At 69.8% G+C, this 17,352-nt stretch carries 13 protein-coding genes and 1 pseudogene; 5 read left to right on the top strand and 9 right to left on the bottom strand.

The features are described 5' to 3' along the window. Nucleotides 1–32: 32 nt before the first annotated feature. Both holA and lptE read right to left on the bottom strand, forming a co-directional pair. The gene (holA, locus tag M2437_RS25100; RefSeq protein WP_015822180.1) at nt 33–1,064 is read right to left on the bottom strand and encodes a DNA polymerase III subunit delta; all 1,032 of its coding nucleotides are present in this window, start codon (nt 1,062–1,064) and stop codon (nt 33–35) included. A 10-nt stretch (nt 1,065–1,074) separates the two neighbouring features. Beyond that, nucleotides 1,075–1,629, bottom strand: coding sequence for an LPS assembly lipoprotein LptE (gene lptE / locus M2437_RS25095; protein ID WP_003601459.1), 555 nt, complete (start codon nt 1,627–1,629; stop codon nt 1,075–1,077). Nucleotides 1,630–1,927: 298 nt separating this feature from the next. Between lptE and M2437_RS25090 the strand changes: the two genes are divergently transcribed. Further along, nucleotides 1,928–2,371 (top strand): hypothetical protein, encoded by a 444-nt coding sequence (locus M2437_RS25090; protein ID WP_244414034.1) that lies wholly within the window; start codon nt 1,928–1,930, stop codon nt 2,369–2,371. A 134-nt stretch (nt 2,372–2,505) separates the two neighbouring features. Further along, nucleotides 2,506–3,609: a DUF2125 domain-containing protein gene (locus M2437_RS25085; RefSeq protein WP_253388997.1), complete on the top strand. Its 1,104-nt coding sequence runs from the start codon at nt 2,506–2,508 to the stop codon at nt 3,607–3,609. A 6-nt stretch (nt 3,610–3,615) separates the two neighbouring features. On the opposite strand, the gene M2437_RS25080 is transcribed toward M2437_RS25085, so the two are convergent. The 7 genes and pseudogenes from M2437_RS25080 to ispG form a co-directional block, all read right to left on the bottom strand. Further along, nucleotides 3,616–4,209 carry a hypothetical protein gene (locus tag M2437_RS25080; protein WP_499007123.1) on the bottom strand — a complete coding sequence of 198 codons (594 nt, stop codon included), beginning with the start codon at nt 4,207–4,209 and terminating at the stop codon, nt 3,616–3,618. 369 nt (nt 4,210–4,578) lie between these two features. After that, entirely contained in the window at nt 4,579–5,517 is a 939-nt protein-coding gene (locus M2437_RS25075) for a prephenate/arogenate dehydrogenase family protein (RefSeq protein WP_253388995.1), read from the bottom strand. Beyond that, on the bottom strand, nt 5,514–6,632 hold the full coding sequence (locus tag M2437_RS25070) for a pyridoxal phosphate-dependent aminotransferase (protein ID WP_253388994.1): 1,119 nt from the start codon (nt 6,630–6,632) through the stop codon (nt 5,514–5,516). Before M2437_RS25070 ends, M2437_RS25075 begins: the two co-directional genes overlap by 4 nt. Nucleotides 6,633–6,746: 114 nt before the next feature. After that, complete coding sequence (locus M2437_RS25065) at nt 6,747–7,232, bottom strand: hypothetical protein (RefSeq protein ID WP_253388993.1); 486 nt, start codon at nt 7,230–7,232, stop codon at nt 6,747–6,749. A 146-nt stretch (nt 7,233–7,378) separates the two neighbouring features. Further along, nucleotides 7,379–9,615: pseudogene (locus tag M2437_RS25060) on the bottom strand (TonB-dependent siderophore receptor). Between the two features lie 271 nt (nt 9,616–9,886). Beyond that, nucleotides 9,887–11,893 (bottom strand): potassium transporter Kup, encoded by a 2,007-nt coding sequence (locus M2437_RS25055; RefSeq protein ID WP_012253194.1) that lies wholly within the window; start codon nt 11,891–11,893, stop codon nt 9,887–9,889. 318 nt (nt 11,894–12,211) lie between these two features. Then, nucleotides 12,212–13,540: a flavodoxin-dependent (E)-4-hydroxy-3-methylbut-2-enyl-diphosphate synthase gene (gene ispG, locus M2437_RS25050; RefSeq protein ID WP_003601088.1), complete on the bottom strand. Its 1,329-nt coding sequence runs from the start codon at nt 13,538–13,540 to the stop codon at nt 12,212–12,214. Nucleotides 13,541–13,871: 331 nt separating this feature from the next. Here ispG and M2437_RS25045 point away from each other — a divergent pair, with 331 nt between their 5' ends. The 3 genes from M2437_RS25045 to metF all read left to right on the top strand — a co-directional run bounded on the left by M2437_RS25045 (nt 13,872) and on the right by metF (nt 17,292). Continuing rightward, nucleotides 13,872–15,116, top strand: coding sequence for a patatin-like phospholipase family protein (locus M2437_RS25045; protein ID WP_253388991.1), 1,245 nt, complete (start codon nt 13,872–13,874; stop codon nt 15,114–15,116). Nucleotides 15,117–15,207: 91 nt separating this feature from the next. Beyond that, a complete protein-coding gene (locus M2437_RS25040) occupies nt 15,208–16,260 on the top strand; it encodes an ArsR/SmtB family transcription factor (protein WP_182569366.1) in 1,053 nt (350 codons plus the stop codon). A 99-nt stretch (nt 16,261–16,359) separates the two neighbouring features. Then, nucleotides 16,360–17,292: a methylenetetrahydrofolate reductase [NAD(P)H] gene (metF, locus tag M2437_RS25035; protein WP_015822191.1), complete on the top strand. Its 933-nt coding sequence runs from the start codon at nt 16,360–16,362 to the stop codon at nt 17,290–17,292. Nucleotides 17,293–17,352: the final 60 nt, after the last annotated feature.

Raw genomic sequence — 17,352 nt, 5'->3', positions numbered from 1 at the left:
CGCCAGGGGCTGAGAAGAGCCCGGCGCCCGACTCAAGCGCGCCGCCGCGCGGCCTCGATGGCGATCCGCAGGAACACGCCCTGCGCCTGAGCATGGGCGAGGTCCGGCTCCGAGCGGCGGCAGGCGAGCACGGCGTCCTGGAGCCACGCCACGGCTTGTTGCAGCCCCGGTGCCGACCAGCGGGCGAGCTGGGTTTCGGCCAGCGCCTTGCGGCGGAAATGCAGGCCGCGCCAATTGGCGACGATCTGGCTCGCGCTGCCGCGCGGATTGTCGAGGCGTAGGGAGAGCAGCGTCAGGGCGTGGCGCAGCCCGGCGCCGAGCATCGCCGAGGGGTCCATCCCTTCATGACGGAAGCGGCGATACTCGCGCTCGGCCTCGCTGGCACGGCCGGCGAAGGCCGCGTCGATCAGAGCGTTGAGGACGCTCGCTCCGACATCGCTGACGATCGCCTCGACGTCGTCCACGCCGACGCTGCCCTGGCCGCGGGCGTAGAGGGCGAGCTTACCGATCTCGGACAGGCTGGCGCGGCGGTCGCTGCCGAGGCTGCCCGTCAGCAGGTCGCGGGCGTCGCGGTCGATGCGCAGCCCGTCCTCCTGCAACGTGCGCTCGATCAGATCGGCGAGCGTGCGCTCGTCGTCGGGGTAGCAGGGCAGGGCGAGCGCCTTGGGCGATCCCTCGCACAGTGTGCGCAGGGGGGCGGAGCGAGCGAGGTCGCCCGCCTCCACGACGATGCGGGCGCCTTCGGTCGGTGCCTTCAGCACCGCATCGACGGCCGGCGCGTAATTGCGGCTGCCGGAGCGGACCCAGATCGTGCGGCTGCCGCCGAACAGGCCGACGGTGCCGGCCTCGTCGACCAAGCGGCCTGGGTCGGAGGCGAGGGTGTCGCCGTCGATCCTGATCAGCGCAAAGGGGTCGTCGGGGTCGGCGACCATCCCCCGGACCAGCCGCATCGCCCGGTCGGCGACGAGGCCGACATCCGGCCCATAGACCAGAACCACCGCAATGCGCGGATCGGGGCCGCGCCGGACCAGCCCCTCGACATCGCCGGCTTTGACCGCCGTCATGCCACGCCCGTCAGGGGTTCGTCTTGACGGTGAGGACGGATGCGATCCGGGTCTTGATCTGTTCGGCGAGCACCTTGGCGAGGCGGATCTCGGCGTCGCGCGCGGCGCGCAACGAGGCGAAACGCTGGATCGAGCGATCGTAGGTCGCGGTGCCGGTCGCGACGCCCTCGGTGAGGACGCGGCGCCCGTCCAGGCTCTCCAGCGAGAACTTCACCGTGCCGACGATGGTGCCGGCTTCCGCCCGCGCCGTGGTCGAGGAGACGATCGGCGTCTGGACCTGCTCGGAGCCCTGCATCTTCAGCCGGTAGCGCTTCGGCACGGCAGCTTGGCCGGAGCCGTCGAGATCGAAGATCAGCTCGCTGCGCAGGTAGTGCCCGAGGCGCTCCTGATCCTGCGCCATGTTCACGTCATCGACCTGGATCGCGGCGAGCAGACCCTGCATCGATTCGCCCGATGCCGTCGGCCCGTAGAGGGGACGAAAGCAGGCGCCGAGATTCAGCGCGAGGCCGGCGGCGAGCGCGAGCCGCGCGATCCGAACCCCCGGCCTGTTCCTCGCCACACCCATTCCCCGCCCCAAGGCTGTTCCTCGCTGCGTCACGTCGATCCGTCCGAAAACCGGCGCTTCGACCCCAAGCGCAGCACACCGCTCCGCTTGTACGGCAGGCTTCGCGCCCGGTCACCCTGCCAGACTCGTGCTTTAAGAATGCTGTGCGGCGGGACCAAGATCGTTCGACCGAATCGGGACGCCGGGTGGCCTCGTCGCTTGTGGAACCAAGCGGCAATCCCCACTTTATCTTGACCCCGGAAACCGTTCCGAACCAGCGCCTTGACGGCGATCGGACGAGCGCTGTAGAACAGAACAAATGGCGAACAAACGAGCCCTGTCCTGGTCGGTCGCGCTCCGCGATCTGAAGGACGATCGATCCCGGAGAGCGGATGTGCGCGAGGAGCGTCTCCGAACCATGGCGGGCCTGCGCGGCGTTGCCGCCCCCGCTTTGAGCGCGTGGCGCGGGCGGTCCGGCCGCCGCTACGTCGTCGGCGTCCACGAACTCGCCGAGCCCGACCTCGCCGAGGTCGATGAGGCGGTGGTCATCGCCGTGCGGCGGGACGAGGCCGGCATTGCCCAGGCCGTGTCCATCGCCGCGACCGGCAAGGGGCCGCGCGAGCGCCTGCACCGCAACTGGCTGGCCCGCGCCCGCCAGGAAGGCGCGACGGAGATGCATGTGCACCGCCTCGCCGAGGGGGAGACCGAGCGTCGCGCCGTCGTGCTCGACCTTGCCGCCGACACGGAGCAGGGGAACGCCTGATCCTGCGCCCGGCCGGTGTCCACTCGCTGGCCTGTGAAAGCCAGCGGGAGGGCAGGGCCCTTGCCTTGGACAGCCCCGGTCTCCAAACACGGGGCGTCCGGCCTCTCCTGCCGGGCCGCGCAGGAACGAGGCCGATGGCGCAGACATCCGATCCCATTCCCGGCGGATCGCCCCCCCGGCGGCGGCGAATCGGCCTGTTCCTTCCCTACATCCTGCTTGCCATCCTCGTCGTCGCCTGGACCGCCGCGTGGTTCTTCATCCGCGGCAAGGCCGAGAGCGAGATGGATGCGTGGCTCGCCCGTGAAGCGCAGGCCGGCCGGCAATGGACCTGCGCCGACCGCTCGATCACCGGCTATCCCTTCCGCCTCGAACTGCGCTGCGGCTCGGTCCGCTTCGCCCGCTCCGACGGCAATTTCACCCTCGGGCCGACCACCGCCGTGGTGCAGGTCTACGATCCGCGCCACGCGGTTCTCGAAGTCGCCGGCCCCTTCCGTGTCGAGCAGGGCGATCTGACCGCCGACGTGACCTGGACGTCTCTCGAAGCGAGCTTCCACGCCGCTTCGAATGGCTTCAGCCGCGCCTCCCTCGTGGTCGATGGCCCCAAGGGCACGGTGCAATCCCCCGATCCGGGCCCGGTGGACTTCGCCGTCCAGCATCTCGAACTCCACGCCCGGCCGACTCCGGGCCGCTTCGAGAGCGACGGCGCCGTCGACATCAGCCTGCGCCTCGCCAAGGCCGCCGTGCCGCAGCTCGACGCCCTGAGCGGCAGCAGCGACCCGGCCGATGTCGATCTCGACACGACCATCGAGCGGGCCACGGTGCTGCGCACCGGCACGGTGGCGCGGGAACTGGAGAAATGGCGTCAGGCCGACGGCCGCCTCGACATGACCCGCCTGTCGATCGCCAAGGGCGAGCGCCGCCTTCAGGCCAAGGGCGAAGCCGGCCTCGACGAGGCGCATCGCCCCGAGGGACGCTTTGAGATCCGCGCGCTCGGGCTCGAAGCCCTGGTCGGGCAGGTGATGGGCCAGCGCTACGGCTCGGACAAGGGCGCGTTGATCGGCAACCTCGTCGGCCAGTTCCTCGGCGGCCTGCGCAAGCGCGAGAGCGCCGCCGGCGAGGTGCAGGCGGCCGACAGCCCCAACGGCCTCAAGCCCCTGCCGACGCTCCGCCTGGGCGACGGACGCCTGATGCTCGGCCCGCTCGCCGTGCCGAACGTGGTGCTGCCGGCCCTGTACTGAAGAGGCCTACCAGGGGCGCGGCGCCCCAAAAATCTTGCGCCGGACGAAGCGCCCGGCGGCTTCCACCCGCGGCCTGTGCAGATGGCGCAGCCGCCACAGGCGATGCTCCCGCGGCGCGACCGGCTGCGCCAGCTCGGGCACGGCGGCGCTGCGTGCGCGCAGCCGCGCGGCCTCGGCCGGCGCGACACTTTCCACGTAAGCCAGGAGATGGCGCATCTCGTCGAGGGTCGGCGGCACCCAGCTGGCCGTCCGGGTGCACGGCTCCGTCTCCGCGCGCGTTTCGGGGGGCGGCGCGCCGGGAACAGGACGGGGATAGTGGTTGAGCCGGATCTCCCCGTGCCGCACGGCGAGGATCGCGCCGGGCCGCTGCGGATCCGGCTCGGCGGGGCCGAAATCGCTCATCAGCCGCTCGCCCCGCACGAGTTCCGTCATGTGCGGGTCGGCGATCGTGGTGATGGCGCCCTGCCGGTAGATCGATGTGACGACGCGGTTCTCCGCGTGGTCGGCCTGCGCGAGCGAGCGAGGGAAACGGCGCAGGACGAGCCCGGAGGCAGGACCCTCCGGCGCCGCGGTGTCGAAAACGCGCCGGTTGACGACCACCGCGCCGGCATGCGGCGGGGATGCGGGCGATCCAGTCCTCGATCGAACGGCCGGGCGCCGGCACTAGGAATTCATCGGTGCCGAGGAAGGCGGCGAAGCGGAACAGCCGCGCCCACGAGGCGAGGAAATGGTCGTAGGCCGCAAAAAGCGGGGTGCGGTCGACGCGGGTCGGGCAGGGCAGGGTGGTGACGCCGATCGCCGCCTGTGCCTTCAGGAACGCCGCGGCCTCGCCGTCGAGTCCGTTGTCGTAGATCACGAAGTGGCGCACGCCGACCGCCCGGTGGAAGGCGAGCCACTCGAACAGCTCGGGCGCCGCCCCCTCGACGACGGCAACGATGGCGAATGTGCGCATCTCGGGCGCCCTTTCCTTCAGCTCTGCTTCGCCGCGGGCGCCGCCGCGTTGCGGGCGCGGCCGAAATCCGGCTCGGCCGTTTCCTGACCCATGGCGACGATGCCGCGGCGGATGGTGCGGGTGCGGGTGAACAGCTCGTGCAGCGCCTCGCCGTCACCCCAGCGGATCGCCCGCGACAGGGCGGACAGATCCTCGTTGAAGCGCCCGAGCATTTCCAGCACCGCGTCGCGGTTGGTCAGGAAGATGTCGCGCCACATGGTCGGGTCGGAGGCGGCGATGCGGGTGAAATCGCGAAAGCCGCCGGCGGAGAACTTGATCACCTCCGACTGGGTGACCTCTTCGAGGTCGGCCGCGGTGCCGACGATGTTGTAGGCGATCAGGTGCGGCACATGGCTGGTGATGGCGAGCACGAGGTCGTGGTGCTCGGGCGTCATGGTCTCGACGATGGCGCCCAAGCCCTGCCACAGGCCCTGCACCCGCTCGACGGCCGCCGGATCCGTCCCCTCCGGTGGCGTGAGGATGCACCAGCGGTTCGAGAACAGGGTCGCGAAGCCCGAATCCGGCCCGGAATACTCGGTGCCCGCCACCGGATGCGCCGGAACGAACGGATTGGCCGGGGACAGATGCGGCGCGACGGCCGCCACCACCGCGGCCTTGACCGAGCCGACATCGGAGACCACCGCGCCTGGCTTCAGATGCGGCGCGATCTCGGCCGCCACCGCGCCGATGGCGCCCACCGGCACGCAGAGGATGACGAGATCGGCCCCGGCCACCGCCGAGGCTTCAGTGCTCGCCCCGTCCGCCAGACCCAGGGCCTTCACGCGCTCGATCACGCCCGCGTCGCGGTCGATCGCTACGATGTCCCGCGCCAGCCCGTAGGTCCGGGCGCCGCGGGCGATCGAGGAGCCGATCAGGCCGAGCCCGACGATGGCGATGCGCTCCACCCCCTCGGTCACGAACGCTGGGCTCCCAGGAAGGCGGCCAGCGCATCCACGAAGGCGCGATTGGCCTCCTCGCCGCCGACGGTCACCCGCAAGGCGTTGGGCAGGCCGTAGGAGGAGACGCGTCGCACGATCACGCCCGCGCGTGTCAGATGCGCATCCGCTTCCGCCGCCGTGCGGCCGGGCCTGTCCGAAAAGTGGATGAGCAGGAAGTTGCCGACGCTCGGCGTCACGATGAGCCCCAGCGCCTCGACCTCGCGGGTGAGCCAGGCGAGCCATTCGTCGTTGTGGGCCACCGCCGCGGCAACGTGGGCCTCGTCGGCGATCGCCGCCGCCCCGGCCGCGATGCCGCCCGCCGAGAGATTGAACGGTCCGCGGATGCGGTTGATCGCATCGACCACGGCCTCGGAGCCGACCATCCAGCCGATGCGCTGCGCCGCGAGCCCGTGGATCTTCGAGAAGGTGCGCGTCATCACGACGTTGGCGGCATCGAGCGCCATTTCGAGGCCGGCGGTGTAGTCGTTGGCGCGCACGTACTCGGCATAGGCCCCGTCGAGCACGAGGAGCACATTGCCGGGTAGGCCGGCATGCAGGCGGCGCACCTCCTCGAACGGCAGGTAGGTGCCGGTCGGGTTGTTGGGGTTGGCGAGGTAGACGATCCGGGTGCGGGGCGTGACTGCGGCGAGGATGGCATCGACATCCGCCGTCAGGTTCGTTTCCGGCGCCACAACCGGCGTGCCGCCCGCCGTCAGGATCGCGATGCGGTACACGAGGAAGCCGTGCTCGCAGAAGATGCCCTCGTCGCCCGGCCCGACGAAGGCCATCGCCAGCAGCGTCAGCAATTCGTCCGAGCCGGCACCGCAGACGATGCGGGCGGGATCGATGCCGTAGCGCGCGCCGATCGCCGTGCGCAGGCGGGTCGCGCTGCCGTCGGGATAGAGCGCCAGCGTCGCGGCCTCGGCCCGCAAAGCCTCGATCGCGTGCGGGCTCGGGCCCAAAGGCGTCTCGTTCGAGGAGAGCTTGTGGATCTTCGCCACGCCCGGCGCAGCGCTCTTGCCGGGCACGTAGGCCTCGATGGCGAGCACGCCGGGGCGCGGCTGAGGGCGAAGCACGGGATCGGTTGCGGACATGGGCCAGGGCCAGCGGGAGAGACGGACGCGGGTATCGCCCGTCCCTCTACAGCATTTCGCGGGAACGGGGAGCCGCCGACTTTGCGGCGGCACTCCCTCGGCCGGCGGGGGCGGTTACGGCTGCGCCGGCTTGCCTCCCGGCTCGCCGGAGCCCGGCGGCAGCAGGACGTTTTTCACCACGTTCCCCTCGGGGCCGTACTCGCCGGCCACCGCGAGGCAGGCCTGTTCGCGGTTGAGGTTCATCTGGTTGGACATCAGCGTGAAGATGCCGATCACCCGGTTGCCGAAGGGGCCGCGGGGGCTCACGTCCTCGGGCCGCGTGTTCTGCTTGGCGAGCAGCGCCTCGAATTCGGGCGCGTTGAGCCGATAGCCGCAGACATTGACCGCCGAGAAGATGTAGGCGGCGAATTCCAGCGCCCGCGGGCTCGGCGCGTTGCGGATCGGCCGCGGTGGGGCAGCCTCCCGCGAAGGCTCTTGCGAGGGGTTCTGCGAGGGCTCCTGCGGCGCGGTCGCAGCGGGCGGCGGGGCGGTGTCCTGCGCGGCGGCAGGGTAAGCCATGCCGCCGATCAGGGTGGCGGCGATAAGGGAGCGGACGATCATGGCGGTGGGGCGTTCCTCGAGATACGGATTCTCACGATCCGCTTAGACAAACCCGAGATAGCCCGCCCGCCCGCCGCCTCCAAGCTGACGCAGGGCCCACGGACGGGTCCTGCGGCGATTCGTACACGGTCGCCCGCGCCAGCGGCTCACCAGCGATAGCTCACGCTCGCCAGCACGCGGCGGGCCTCGCCGTAGAAGCAGGAATTGGCCGACTGGCACGAGGTGACGAAGCGGCGGTCGCCGAGATTGGCGGCGGTGATCGCCATGCGCCAGCGCTCCCAGTTGTAGTGCACGGTCGCGTCGAACAGGACGTAGTCCGGCACTTTCAGATTGTTGAGCTGGTCGGCATAGGAGCGCCCGACATAGCGCACGCCGCCGCCGAAGCCGAAGCCGCGCCAGTCACCCAGGGGGATCGTGTAGTCGGCAAAGACCGAGGCGAAGGTCTCCGGTACGTTGGTCGGGGTCTTGCCGACGAGGTCGCCGAGTGCGGCGTCCCGGACCCGGGTGTATTCGAGATCGTAGTGGGTCACGGCCGCGACGACGTTCAGCCCTTCCGCGAGGCTCGCCACGAACTGCCCCTCGATGCCGCGCGAGCGCACGGTGCCGAGCTGGGTGCTGCCGAAGCCGACGATGACCGGGAAGGGCGGGTTGTCGCGCACGAGGTCGAAGGCGGCGATGTTGAGGGAGAAGCGCTCGCCGACCGGCTCGATCTTCAGGCCGACCTCGATCTGCTCGCCCCGATCCGGCGAGAGCGATCCTCCGGTGATGGCATCGACGCCGATCTGCGGCTGGAACGAGGTCGAGTAGGCGACGTAGGGGGCGATACCGGGATCGAAATTGTAGAGCAGCGCGATGCGGCCGGTGAGCGCCGTATCGGTACGGGACGTGCTCGTGTCCGGCGCGAGCTTCTTGAGCACGTCGCTGTTGGCGATGTCGTAGCGCAGGCCGCCGATCAGGCTCAGCCGGTCGGTGAGCTTGATCTGGTCCTGGGCGTAGAAGCCGAGCTGCCGGAAGCTGTTGACGTCGACCTGATAGGGCAGGGGCCGGCCGACGATCTGCCCGTAGAGCGGGTTGATGATGCTCAGGTTCGGCGCGGGGAAGAGCGAGGCCTGATTGTCGTAGAGCGAGTAGTTCTTGTAATCGATGCCGAACAGCACGTCGTGGGCGACGAGGCCGTCGGAGAACCGGGCCTCGGCCTGGTTGTCGACCTGGAACAGGCTGACCTTGTCGCTGTACTGGAACTGGTAGCGGGCGAGCTGGGTCTGCGGCAGGTCGGCGTAGCCGAGCTGGCCGATATACGAATTCTGCGTCGCGTCCGAGAACGAGTAGCGGAAGTTCTGGCGCACGGTCCACACGTCATCGATCGCGTGTTCGAACTCGTAGCCGGCGAAGACCTGCTCGCGCTGGAAGCTGTTGATGCGCGGATCACCCACATTGAGGGAGCGGTCGATGCGCAGGCCGCTCGCGTTGGGGCGCACGGTGCCGGCATAGGGCAGGAAGTTCGCGGTCACGGCCGTGGAATCGCGCTGATAGCTCGTCAGCACCGTGAAGGTGGTGCCGGCATCCGGCCGCCAGGTGAAGGCCGGGGCGATATAGGCGCGGTCGGAATCCGCGCCCTCGACCTGGGTGCCGCCCTGCCGGCCGATACCGGTGAGGCGGTAGAACAGGTGGCCCGAATCGTCGGCCGGGCCGCCGACGTCGAAAGCGCCGTAGACCTGCCCGAACGAGCCGCCGGCGATCTCGACATAGCCGAAGGGTGCGAGCGTCGGGCGCTTGGTGACCTGGTTGACGAGGCCGCCGGGGTTGCCGGCGCCGAACAGCACCGCGGCCGGGCCGCGCAGCACCTCGATGCGCTCCAACCCGAAGGTCTCGGTCTTCAGCGTGCCGAAGCCGTAGTTCAGCAGTTGCAGGCCGTCCTTGTAGATCCCGTAATCGCTCGCCACGAAGCCGCGCAGGGTGAAGAAATCGACGCGCTCGTCGGCGCCGTAGACGCCGCCGAATAGATGCCGGCGGTGTACTGCGTCGCCTGGGTCAGCGTCTGCGCGCCCTGCGCCTCGATCTGCTCGCGGCCGATCACGGTGATCGCCTGGGGCGTCTCGATCAGGGGCGTGTTGGTCTTGGTCGCGGTGACCGAGCGGGTGGCGACGTAGCCGGCGACGGGGCCGCGCGGATCCTCGGGCGCCGCGCGTCCGTCGGCGCCGCGCTGGGCCGGCGGCCCGCCGGTGGCGCCGGCGCCCCGGCCGCTGCCTTCGACCGAGAGTTCCTCCAACCGTGCCGTCGCCTGTTGCGCGGCGGCTGCGAGGGTCAGGGCCATCAACGAGGCGCCTGTCAGCGCCATCGTCCGCAGGGCGCGGACGCCGACGAGAGTGCGAACCGACCCCATACTCCTGACCCCATCTGCCCAGAACAGCCGACAGCCTCCGCAGGGACGCGCGGAATGGGATCGGTCTGTTGTTTGGAATTATGCTAAACTGTTGTTGTTGCTTACTTTTCGTAAGCTCAGCCGTAAGAGACGGCGCGCGGGCACGCAAGACAGTCGCGCGCAAATGACCGTCCTGTAGCGAGCCGGCCACAGGATCTCTTCGCAACCACCGGATGTCGTCTTTGGGGAGAACGACCGTTTGGCGACCCCGCCGCGGGGCGGGTGCTCGATGCTACACGGTTACTTGTGTGCCGACCTCGACGACGCGGCCGGTGGGGATCTGGAAGAAGTCCGTGGCGTCGTTGGCGTTCTTGGCCAGCGTGATGAAGATCCGGTCCTGCCAGAGGGGCATGCCGGAATGGGCGGCCGGGCGGATCGAGCGGCGCGACAGGAAGAACGAGGTCGACATGATGTCGAACTTGAAGCCCTCGCGCTTGAGCAGCGTCAGCGTGCGCGGGATGTTGGGCGTCTCCATGTAGCCGAAGCGCATCACCACCCGGTAGAAGCCGAAGCCCACGGGCTCGATGCGCACGCGCTCGCTCTGCGTGGCGCGGGGCCGGTCCATGGTCTCGACGGTGAGCACGACGTTCTTCTCGTGGATCACCTTGTTGTGCTTCATGTTGTGCAGGAGCGCGGCCGGGGCGATCTCGGGATCGCTGGTGAGGAAGACCGCGGTGCCCTTCACCCGCTGGTAGGAGGTGCTCTTCTCCAGCATGCCGACGAGTTCGACCAACGGCACGTCGGTCTTGCGGGTCTTGTTGAAGAGGATCGTGACGCCCCGCACCCAGGTCCACATCATCAGCATCAGGCCGCCCGCGAGCATCAGGGGCACGTAGCCGCCCTCGTGCAGCTTCAGCAGGTTCGAGAGCAGGAACAGCGACTCGAGCACGATGAAGGGCATGATGATCGCCGCCGAGACCAGCGGCGAGAGGCGCACGACCTTCCACAGCACCACGTAGGCCATGGAGGCGGTGAGCAGCATCGTGCCCGTCACCGCGATGCCGTAGGCGGAGGCGAGCGCCGAGGAGGAGCGGAAGCTGATCGCCAGGATCACCACGCCGAGAGCGAGCAGGGTGTTGATCTGCGGCAGGTAGATCTGGCCCGAATGCGCCTCGGAGGTATGGCGGATCTCCATGCGCGGCAGCATGCCGAGCTGGATCGCCTGCCGCGACAGCGAGAACGCGCCGGTGATGACCGCCTGGCTCGCCGTGACCGTGGCGAGCGTGGCCAGCAGCACCATGGGGATCAGGCCCCATTCCGGCACGAGCTGGTAGAACGGATCGGTGGTCTCGGGCTTGGCCAGCACGAGGGCGGTCTGGCCGAGATAGTTCAGGACGAGGCAGGGCGCGACGAGGCCGAGCCACGCCACCTGGATCGGGCGACGCCCGAAATGGCCGAGATCGGCGAACAGCGCTTCTGCCCCGGTGACCGCCAGGAACACCGCGCCGAGCGCCACCAGCGCGCCGGTGCCGTGGCCGAGGAGGTAATGCACGGCGTACCAGGGATTGAAGGCGGCCAGCACGCCGGGATTGCCGGCGATATGCGGCAGGGCGGCGGCGGCCATGGCCAGGAACCACACCACCATGGCTGGCCCGAAGAAGGTCGCGACCCGCGCCGTGCCGTGGCTCTGCACCGCGAACAGGCCGAGGATGATCGCCACCGTGATCGGCAGCACGTAGTCCTCGAAGGCCGGCGTGACGAGCTTCAGGCCCTCCACCGCCGAGAGCACCGAGATCGCCGGGGTGATGACGGAATCGCCGTAGAACAGCGAGGCGCCGAGCAGGCCCAGCATGAACACGATCTTGGAGCCGCCGAGCGCGTGGCGGGCCTGGGCCATCAGCGAGAGGATGCCGCCCTCGCCGTTATTGTCCATGCGCAGCAGGATCGCGACGTACTTGATCGTCACGATCAGGAGCAGCGCCCAGATGATGAGCGAGGCGGTGCCGATCACCTCCTCGGCCAGCAGGATACCGTCGCTGCGCGAAGGCGCGAGCGCCTCGCGGAAGGCGTAGAGCGGGCTCGTGCCGATATCACCGTAGACGACGCCGACGGAGCCGACCGTGAGGGCCCAGAAGCCGGTCTTGGCGTGGCCGTGCGCCTCCTCCGGAGACGCATCGACCGCGCCCGCCGAGGCCGCGACCGGGCCTCCCTCGCCGGGCGCCGGCCCGCCCGCGACCGCGGCGACGGGGCCGTCCGGCAGGGTGGATCCGGCGGTATGGGGGCTGGCGGGCTGGGTCATCGGGCAGGCGTGCCTGAGCTCGCGCGTCGTCCGGCCGGGTGTGCCGGAGTCGCATGAAGGGAATGCGTCGGAGATGCGGATCGATGCGCGCCGGTCACCGCGGCGCCCCTGAGGCGGCCATACCACCGCACGCCGTCTCGCGGCACGGGAAACCACTCGCGTTCGGTTCGCAAGGCGCGAACCGGAGAGCACGGCGGGCGCGAGGCGGGGCGGAGGGCAGCGTGAGCGGTCCGCCGATAGGGCGGGCCGTTTCGGACAAAGACGGGCGGGCCGCTTCCCTCACCGCGAAGGTTTCGGGAGCCGGCCCACCGGAGGGGCTCACTCGGCGGCGTCGCGCTTGCCCTGGCCGAAGCGGCGCTCGATGTAATCGACCACGATCGTCTCGAAGTCCTTGGCGAGCGTGGCGCCGCGCAGGGTCATCGCCTTCTTGCCGTCGATGAAGACCGGGGCGCTCGGGCTCTCGCCGGTGCCGGGCAGCGAGATGCCGATATCGGCATGCTTCGATTCGCCGGGACCGTTCACGATGCAGCCCATCACCGCGACGTTGAGGCCCTCCACGCCCGGATAGGACTTCTTCCACTCCGGCATGGAGGTGGAGATCCAGTTCTGGATGTCGCGGGCGAGCTCTTGGAACGTCGTCGAGGTCGTCCGGCCGCAGCCGGGGCACGCCGCCACGAGCGGCACGAAGGTGCGGAAGCCCATGGTCTGCAGGAGTTCCTGCGCGGCCTTCACTTCCACGGTCCGGTCGCCGCCGGGCTCGGGCGTCAGCGAGTAGCGGATCGTGTCGCCGATGCCCTCTTGCAGCAGCACGCCGATGGCGGCGGAGGCGGCGACGATGCCCTTCGAGCCCATGCCGGCTTCGGTCAGGCCGAGATGGATCGCGTAGTCGGAGCGGCGCGCCACCTCGCGGTAGACCGCGATCAGATCCTGCACCGCCGAGACCTTGGCCGAGAGGATGATGCGGTCCTTCGGCAGGCCGAGCGCCACCGCCCGGTCGGCGGAGGTCAGCGCCGACTGCACCATCGCCTCGCGCATGACCGCGCGGGCATCGATGGGGCGGGGCAGCTTGGCGTTCTCGTCCATCAGGTGGGTGAGGAGTTCGCCATCGAGCGAGCCCCAGTTCGCGCCGATGCGGACTGTCTTGCCGTAGCGGACCGCCTGCTCGACGATGGTCGAGAACTGGGTGTCCTTCTTCTCCTTGAAGCCGACATTGCCCGGATTGATCCGGTACTTGGCCAGCGCCTCGGCGCAGGCCGGGTGGTCGGAGAGGAGCTTGTGACCGATGTAGTGGAAGTCGCCTATCAGCGGCACGTGCACGCCGATGCGGTCGAGCCGCTCGCGGATCTTCGGCACGGCGGCCGCCGCCTCGTCGCGATCGACGGTGATGCGCACCAGCTCCGAGCCGGCGCGGGCGAGCTGGGCGACCTGGGCCACGGTGCCGTCGATGTCGGCTGTGTCGGTGTTGGTCATCGACTGCACGACGATCGGGGCGCCGCCGCCGACGGTGACGGCCCCTTCGCCGCTGCCGATCTGCACGCCGACGGTGCGGTGGCGCGGTGCCGGCCCGGCGATTTCCGGCCCCGTCATGCTGGGGCTGCGGGAGTCGATCGGGTTTGCCAGGGCGTCGGGAGCTTCCATGACTTCCATCGTGCCTTCGCGGGTCAAACTGTTGTCCGCGCGTGCCGGCCGGGGGCGTCCCGCAGGCGCAGGGGCGATCCTAACCGAAACCGGCGCGATCCGCGACCTGCCGCCGCGACCGCGCGAACGGATGCGCGGCGCGCCTCGATCGCCAAGGCCGCTTCCATGTCGCATCCGGATCGGGATGTCGAGCGTATGCCGTGCAGATGCAAGGATGCCGACAGGCGAAAGCGCCCTATCATATCTTGCATTCGCCTGCCCGCGGGTCAAAGAACCGCACGGGCACACTTGCTGCTTTGCACCATTTGAAGGTGCGCCGCAACAAATGACGCGAGGCAAGATGGACACGACGAGCCCCGAACCTCAGGCCAGCGCTGGCGCGGCACTGCAAGGACTGCGCGACGAATCCCGACACGGGTCCGGCCCTGAAGACGGGTCTCGGCGCGACGTCTCGGCGCCCTTGGACACCCGGGCGCGGACCGGAACGCGCGACGACGCCCACAATCCGGCCACGGCCGTTCCGGACCCCATCGCCGATTCGACCCGGCCGGGCGAGAATTTCCGCGGCTTGGCCGGGCCGCGGGCGGAGAAGGCGGTCTCCCTCGCGCTCCAGGGCGGCGGTTCGCACGGGGCCTTCACCTGGGGCGTGCTCGACGCGCTAATCGAGGACGGGCGCGTCGCCTTCGAGGCGGTCACGGGCGCAAGCGCGGGCGCGATGAACGCCGTCGTCCTCGTGGATGGCTGGCTCGCGGGCGGCCCCGACGGGGCCCGCGCGGCCCTGGAGAAGTTCTGGCGCGAGGCGAGCCTGGATGCCGACCTGCGCCCCTCGCAGAAAGGCCTGATCGACGGCCTGTTCCGGTTCTGGAAGGGCAACCCGTTCTTCGAGGCCTGGGTGAAGGCGCTCAACCCCGGCCCCTACGCGACCAATCCGTTCAACTTCAATCCCCTGCGCGACGCGCTGGAGCAGACCGTCGATTTCGATCGCCTACGCGCCGCCGACACCGCCAAGGTGTTCGTCTCGGCGACCAATGTCTGGACCGGCAAGCTCGCCGTGTTCGGGCGCGATAGCCTGACGGTCGATCACCTGATGGCTTCGGCCTGCCTGCCGACGGTGTTCCAGGCGGTCGAGATCGACGGCGTGCCCTATTGGGACGGCGGCTATCTCGGCAACCCGGCCCTGTACCCGCTGCACGAAGCGAGCACCCGCGACATCCTGCTGGTGCAGATCAACCCCGTGGAGCGCCGCGAGACGCCGCGTTCGGCCAGCGACATCCAGGACCGGCTCAACGAGATCACTTTCAACGCCAACCTGATGCGGGAGCTGCGCTCCATCGACTTCGTGCACGGCCTGATCGACGAGGGCGGACAGGGACAGGTTCCGGGCCTGGAACGCGTCTTCCTCCACCGCATCGACGGGACCGACTCGCTCGACGGCTTCGCCGCCTCCTCGCGCACCGATGCCCGCTGGGGGATGATCGAGCGCCTGCGCGACAAGGGCCGCGCCGCCGCCAAGGTCTGGCTCGCGGAGGGCTACGACGAGGTTGGCGTGCGCTGCACCCTCGACCTCAAGCAAGCCTATCAGTAGCGGCCCGCCGCTGACGAAGGGGTCGGGTCGTCAGCGAAACCGGCAGCGAAACCCCTTGCCACCGGCTCGTTACGCACATAAAGATATCTTTATGTCTAGCGAGAGCGGCCCAACGAACAGCGCGACCACAGCCCCGGTGCCCTTCGCCGAGGCGCTCGCCGTGCTCCGGGCGGCGGCGGAGGAAACGCGCCTGCGCATCCTGGCACTGCTGGCCGAGGGCGAGTTGTCAGTTTCCGACCTGACCGACATCCTCGGTCAGTCGCAGCCGCGCATCTCGCGCCATCTCAAGCTCCTCGTCGAATCGGGCCTGATCGAGCGTCACCGCGAGGGTGCCTGGGCGTTCTTCCGCCTGCGCGAGGCCGCCATCGGCTTCGTCGAGCCCCTGATCGCGGCGCTGGAGCGCGCCGCGCCCCCGCTCTCCGAGGATCGCGCCCGGCTCGATTCGGTGCGCACCCAACGGGCCGAGGCGGCGCAGACCTTCTTCGCCCGGCTCGCCCCCAAATGGGACGGCCTGCGTTCCCTGCACGTGCCCGAGGCTGCCGTCGAGGCGGCGGTGCTCGACGCGCTCGGAGACCGGCCGATCCGCCACGTGATCGATCTCGGCACCGGCACCGGCAAGATGCTCGGCCTGCTGGCCCCCCTAGCCGGTCGCGCCACCGGACTCGATTCGAGCCACGCCATGCTCTCGGTCGCCCGGGCCAATCTGGAGCGGATGGGCCTGTCGCGGGTCGATCTGCGCCAGGGCGACCTCCACGCGCCGCCCTTCGGCCGCGGCGGCTTCGATCTGGTGGTGCTGCATCAGGTGCTGCACTACCTCGACGACCCGGCTCGGGCACTGCGCGAGGCGGCCCGCCTCGTCGCGCCGGGCGGGCGGTTGCTCGTGGTCGATTTCGCGCCCCACACCCTGGAGCAGTTGCGCGAAAGCCAAGCCCATCGCCGCCTCGGCTTCGGCGCGGAACAGATCACGGGCTGGCTCGTCCAGGCGGGCCTGGGCGATGTCGAGAGCCGCGATCTGGCGCCCGAGGACGGGATCGAGCATCCGCTCACCGTCACCCTCTGGCTCGCGCACGACACCGCCGCCGCGATCGAGGCGCAGACCCCGGAACATGCCCCGGCCCGCGCCCCGGAGCGCGCCGTGGCCTGAGCCTCAAGATCCAAGCTTCACGGTCCGAGCCTCACGGTTCAAGCCGACTTCCATCGACGACCGACACCACGACAGACGTCCAGGAGAAGGGACGAAGAGATGCCCAACGCCTCCCAACACCGCGCCAGCCGCGACGGCTTCCGCCCGATCCGGGTCTCGATCGAGTTCTTCCCGCCGAAGACCGAGGAGATGGAGAAGATCCTCTGGTCCTCGATCGAGCGTCTCGCGCCGCTCCAGCCGAAATTCGTCTCGGTGACCTACGGTGCCGGCGGCTCCACCCGCGAGCGCACCCACAACACCGTGGCACGCATGGTGCGCGAGACGAGCCTCAAGCCCGCCGCCCACCTCACCTGCGTCGATGCGACGAAGGAGGAGATCGACGGGGTGGTGCAGTCCTACTGGGACGCGGGCGTGCGCCACATCGTAGCCCTGCGCGGCGACCCGGCCGAGGGCGTCGGCCACAGCTACCGGCCCCATCCCGGCGGCTACGCGCAGACCTGCGACCTCGTTGCCGGCATCAAGCGGATCGGCGACTTCAAGGTCTCGGTCTCGGCCTATCCGGAGAAGCACCCCGAGGCCGCCTCGCTCGATGCCGACATCGAGGCTCTGAAGGCCAAGGTCGATGCCGGCGCCGATCAGGCGATCACCCAGTTCTTCTTCGATAACGAGATCTATCTGCGCTACCGCGACAAGGTGCGCGCGGCCGGCATCGACATCCCGATCATCCCCGGCATCCTGCCGGTGCAGAACTTCAAGCAAGCGGCCAACTTCGCCCGCCGCACCGGTGCCTCGGTGCCGTACTGGCTCGCGGCCCGGTTCGAGGGTCTGGAGAACGACGTCGAGACCCGCCGTCTCGTCGCCGCCGCGGTCGCCGCCGAGCAGGTGCTCGACCTCGTCGACGAGGGCGTGGAGGACTTCCACTTCTACTCGATGAACCGCTCCGACCTCGTCTACGCCATCTGCCACCTTCTCGGCCTGCGCTCCCAGGCGCCGGCCAAGCCGGCGGTGAAGCCGGAAGCCAAGGCGGCCTGACCCCTCGTCACCGCGCTCCTGAACCTCATCCCGAGCTGCGACCGCGCCGCGGTCGCTGCG

This window comes from Methylorubrum pseudosasae (assembly GCF_029504475.1).
GTDB classification, from domain to species: Bacteria; Pseudomonadota; Alphaproteobacteria; order Rhizobiales; family Beijerinckiaceae; genus Methylobacterium; species Methylobacterium extorquens.
The sequence above is the reverse complement of the archived record's forward strand: the minus strand, read 5'-3'. Positions and strand labels throughout refer to the sequence as shown.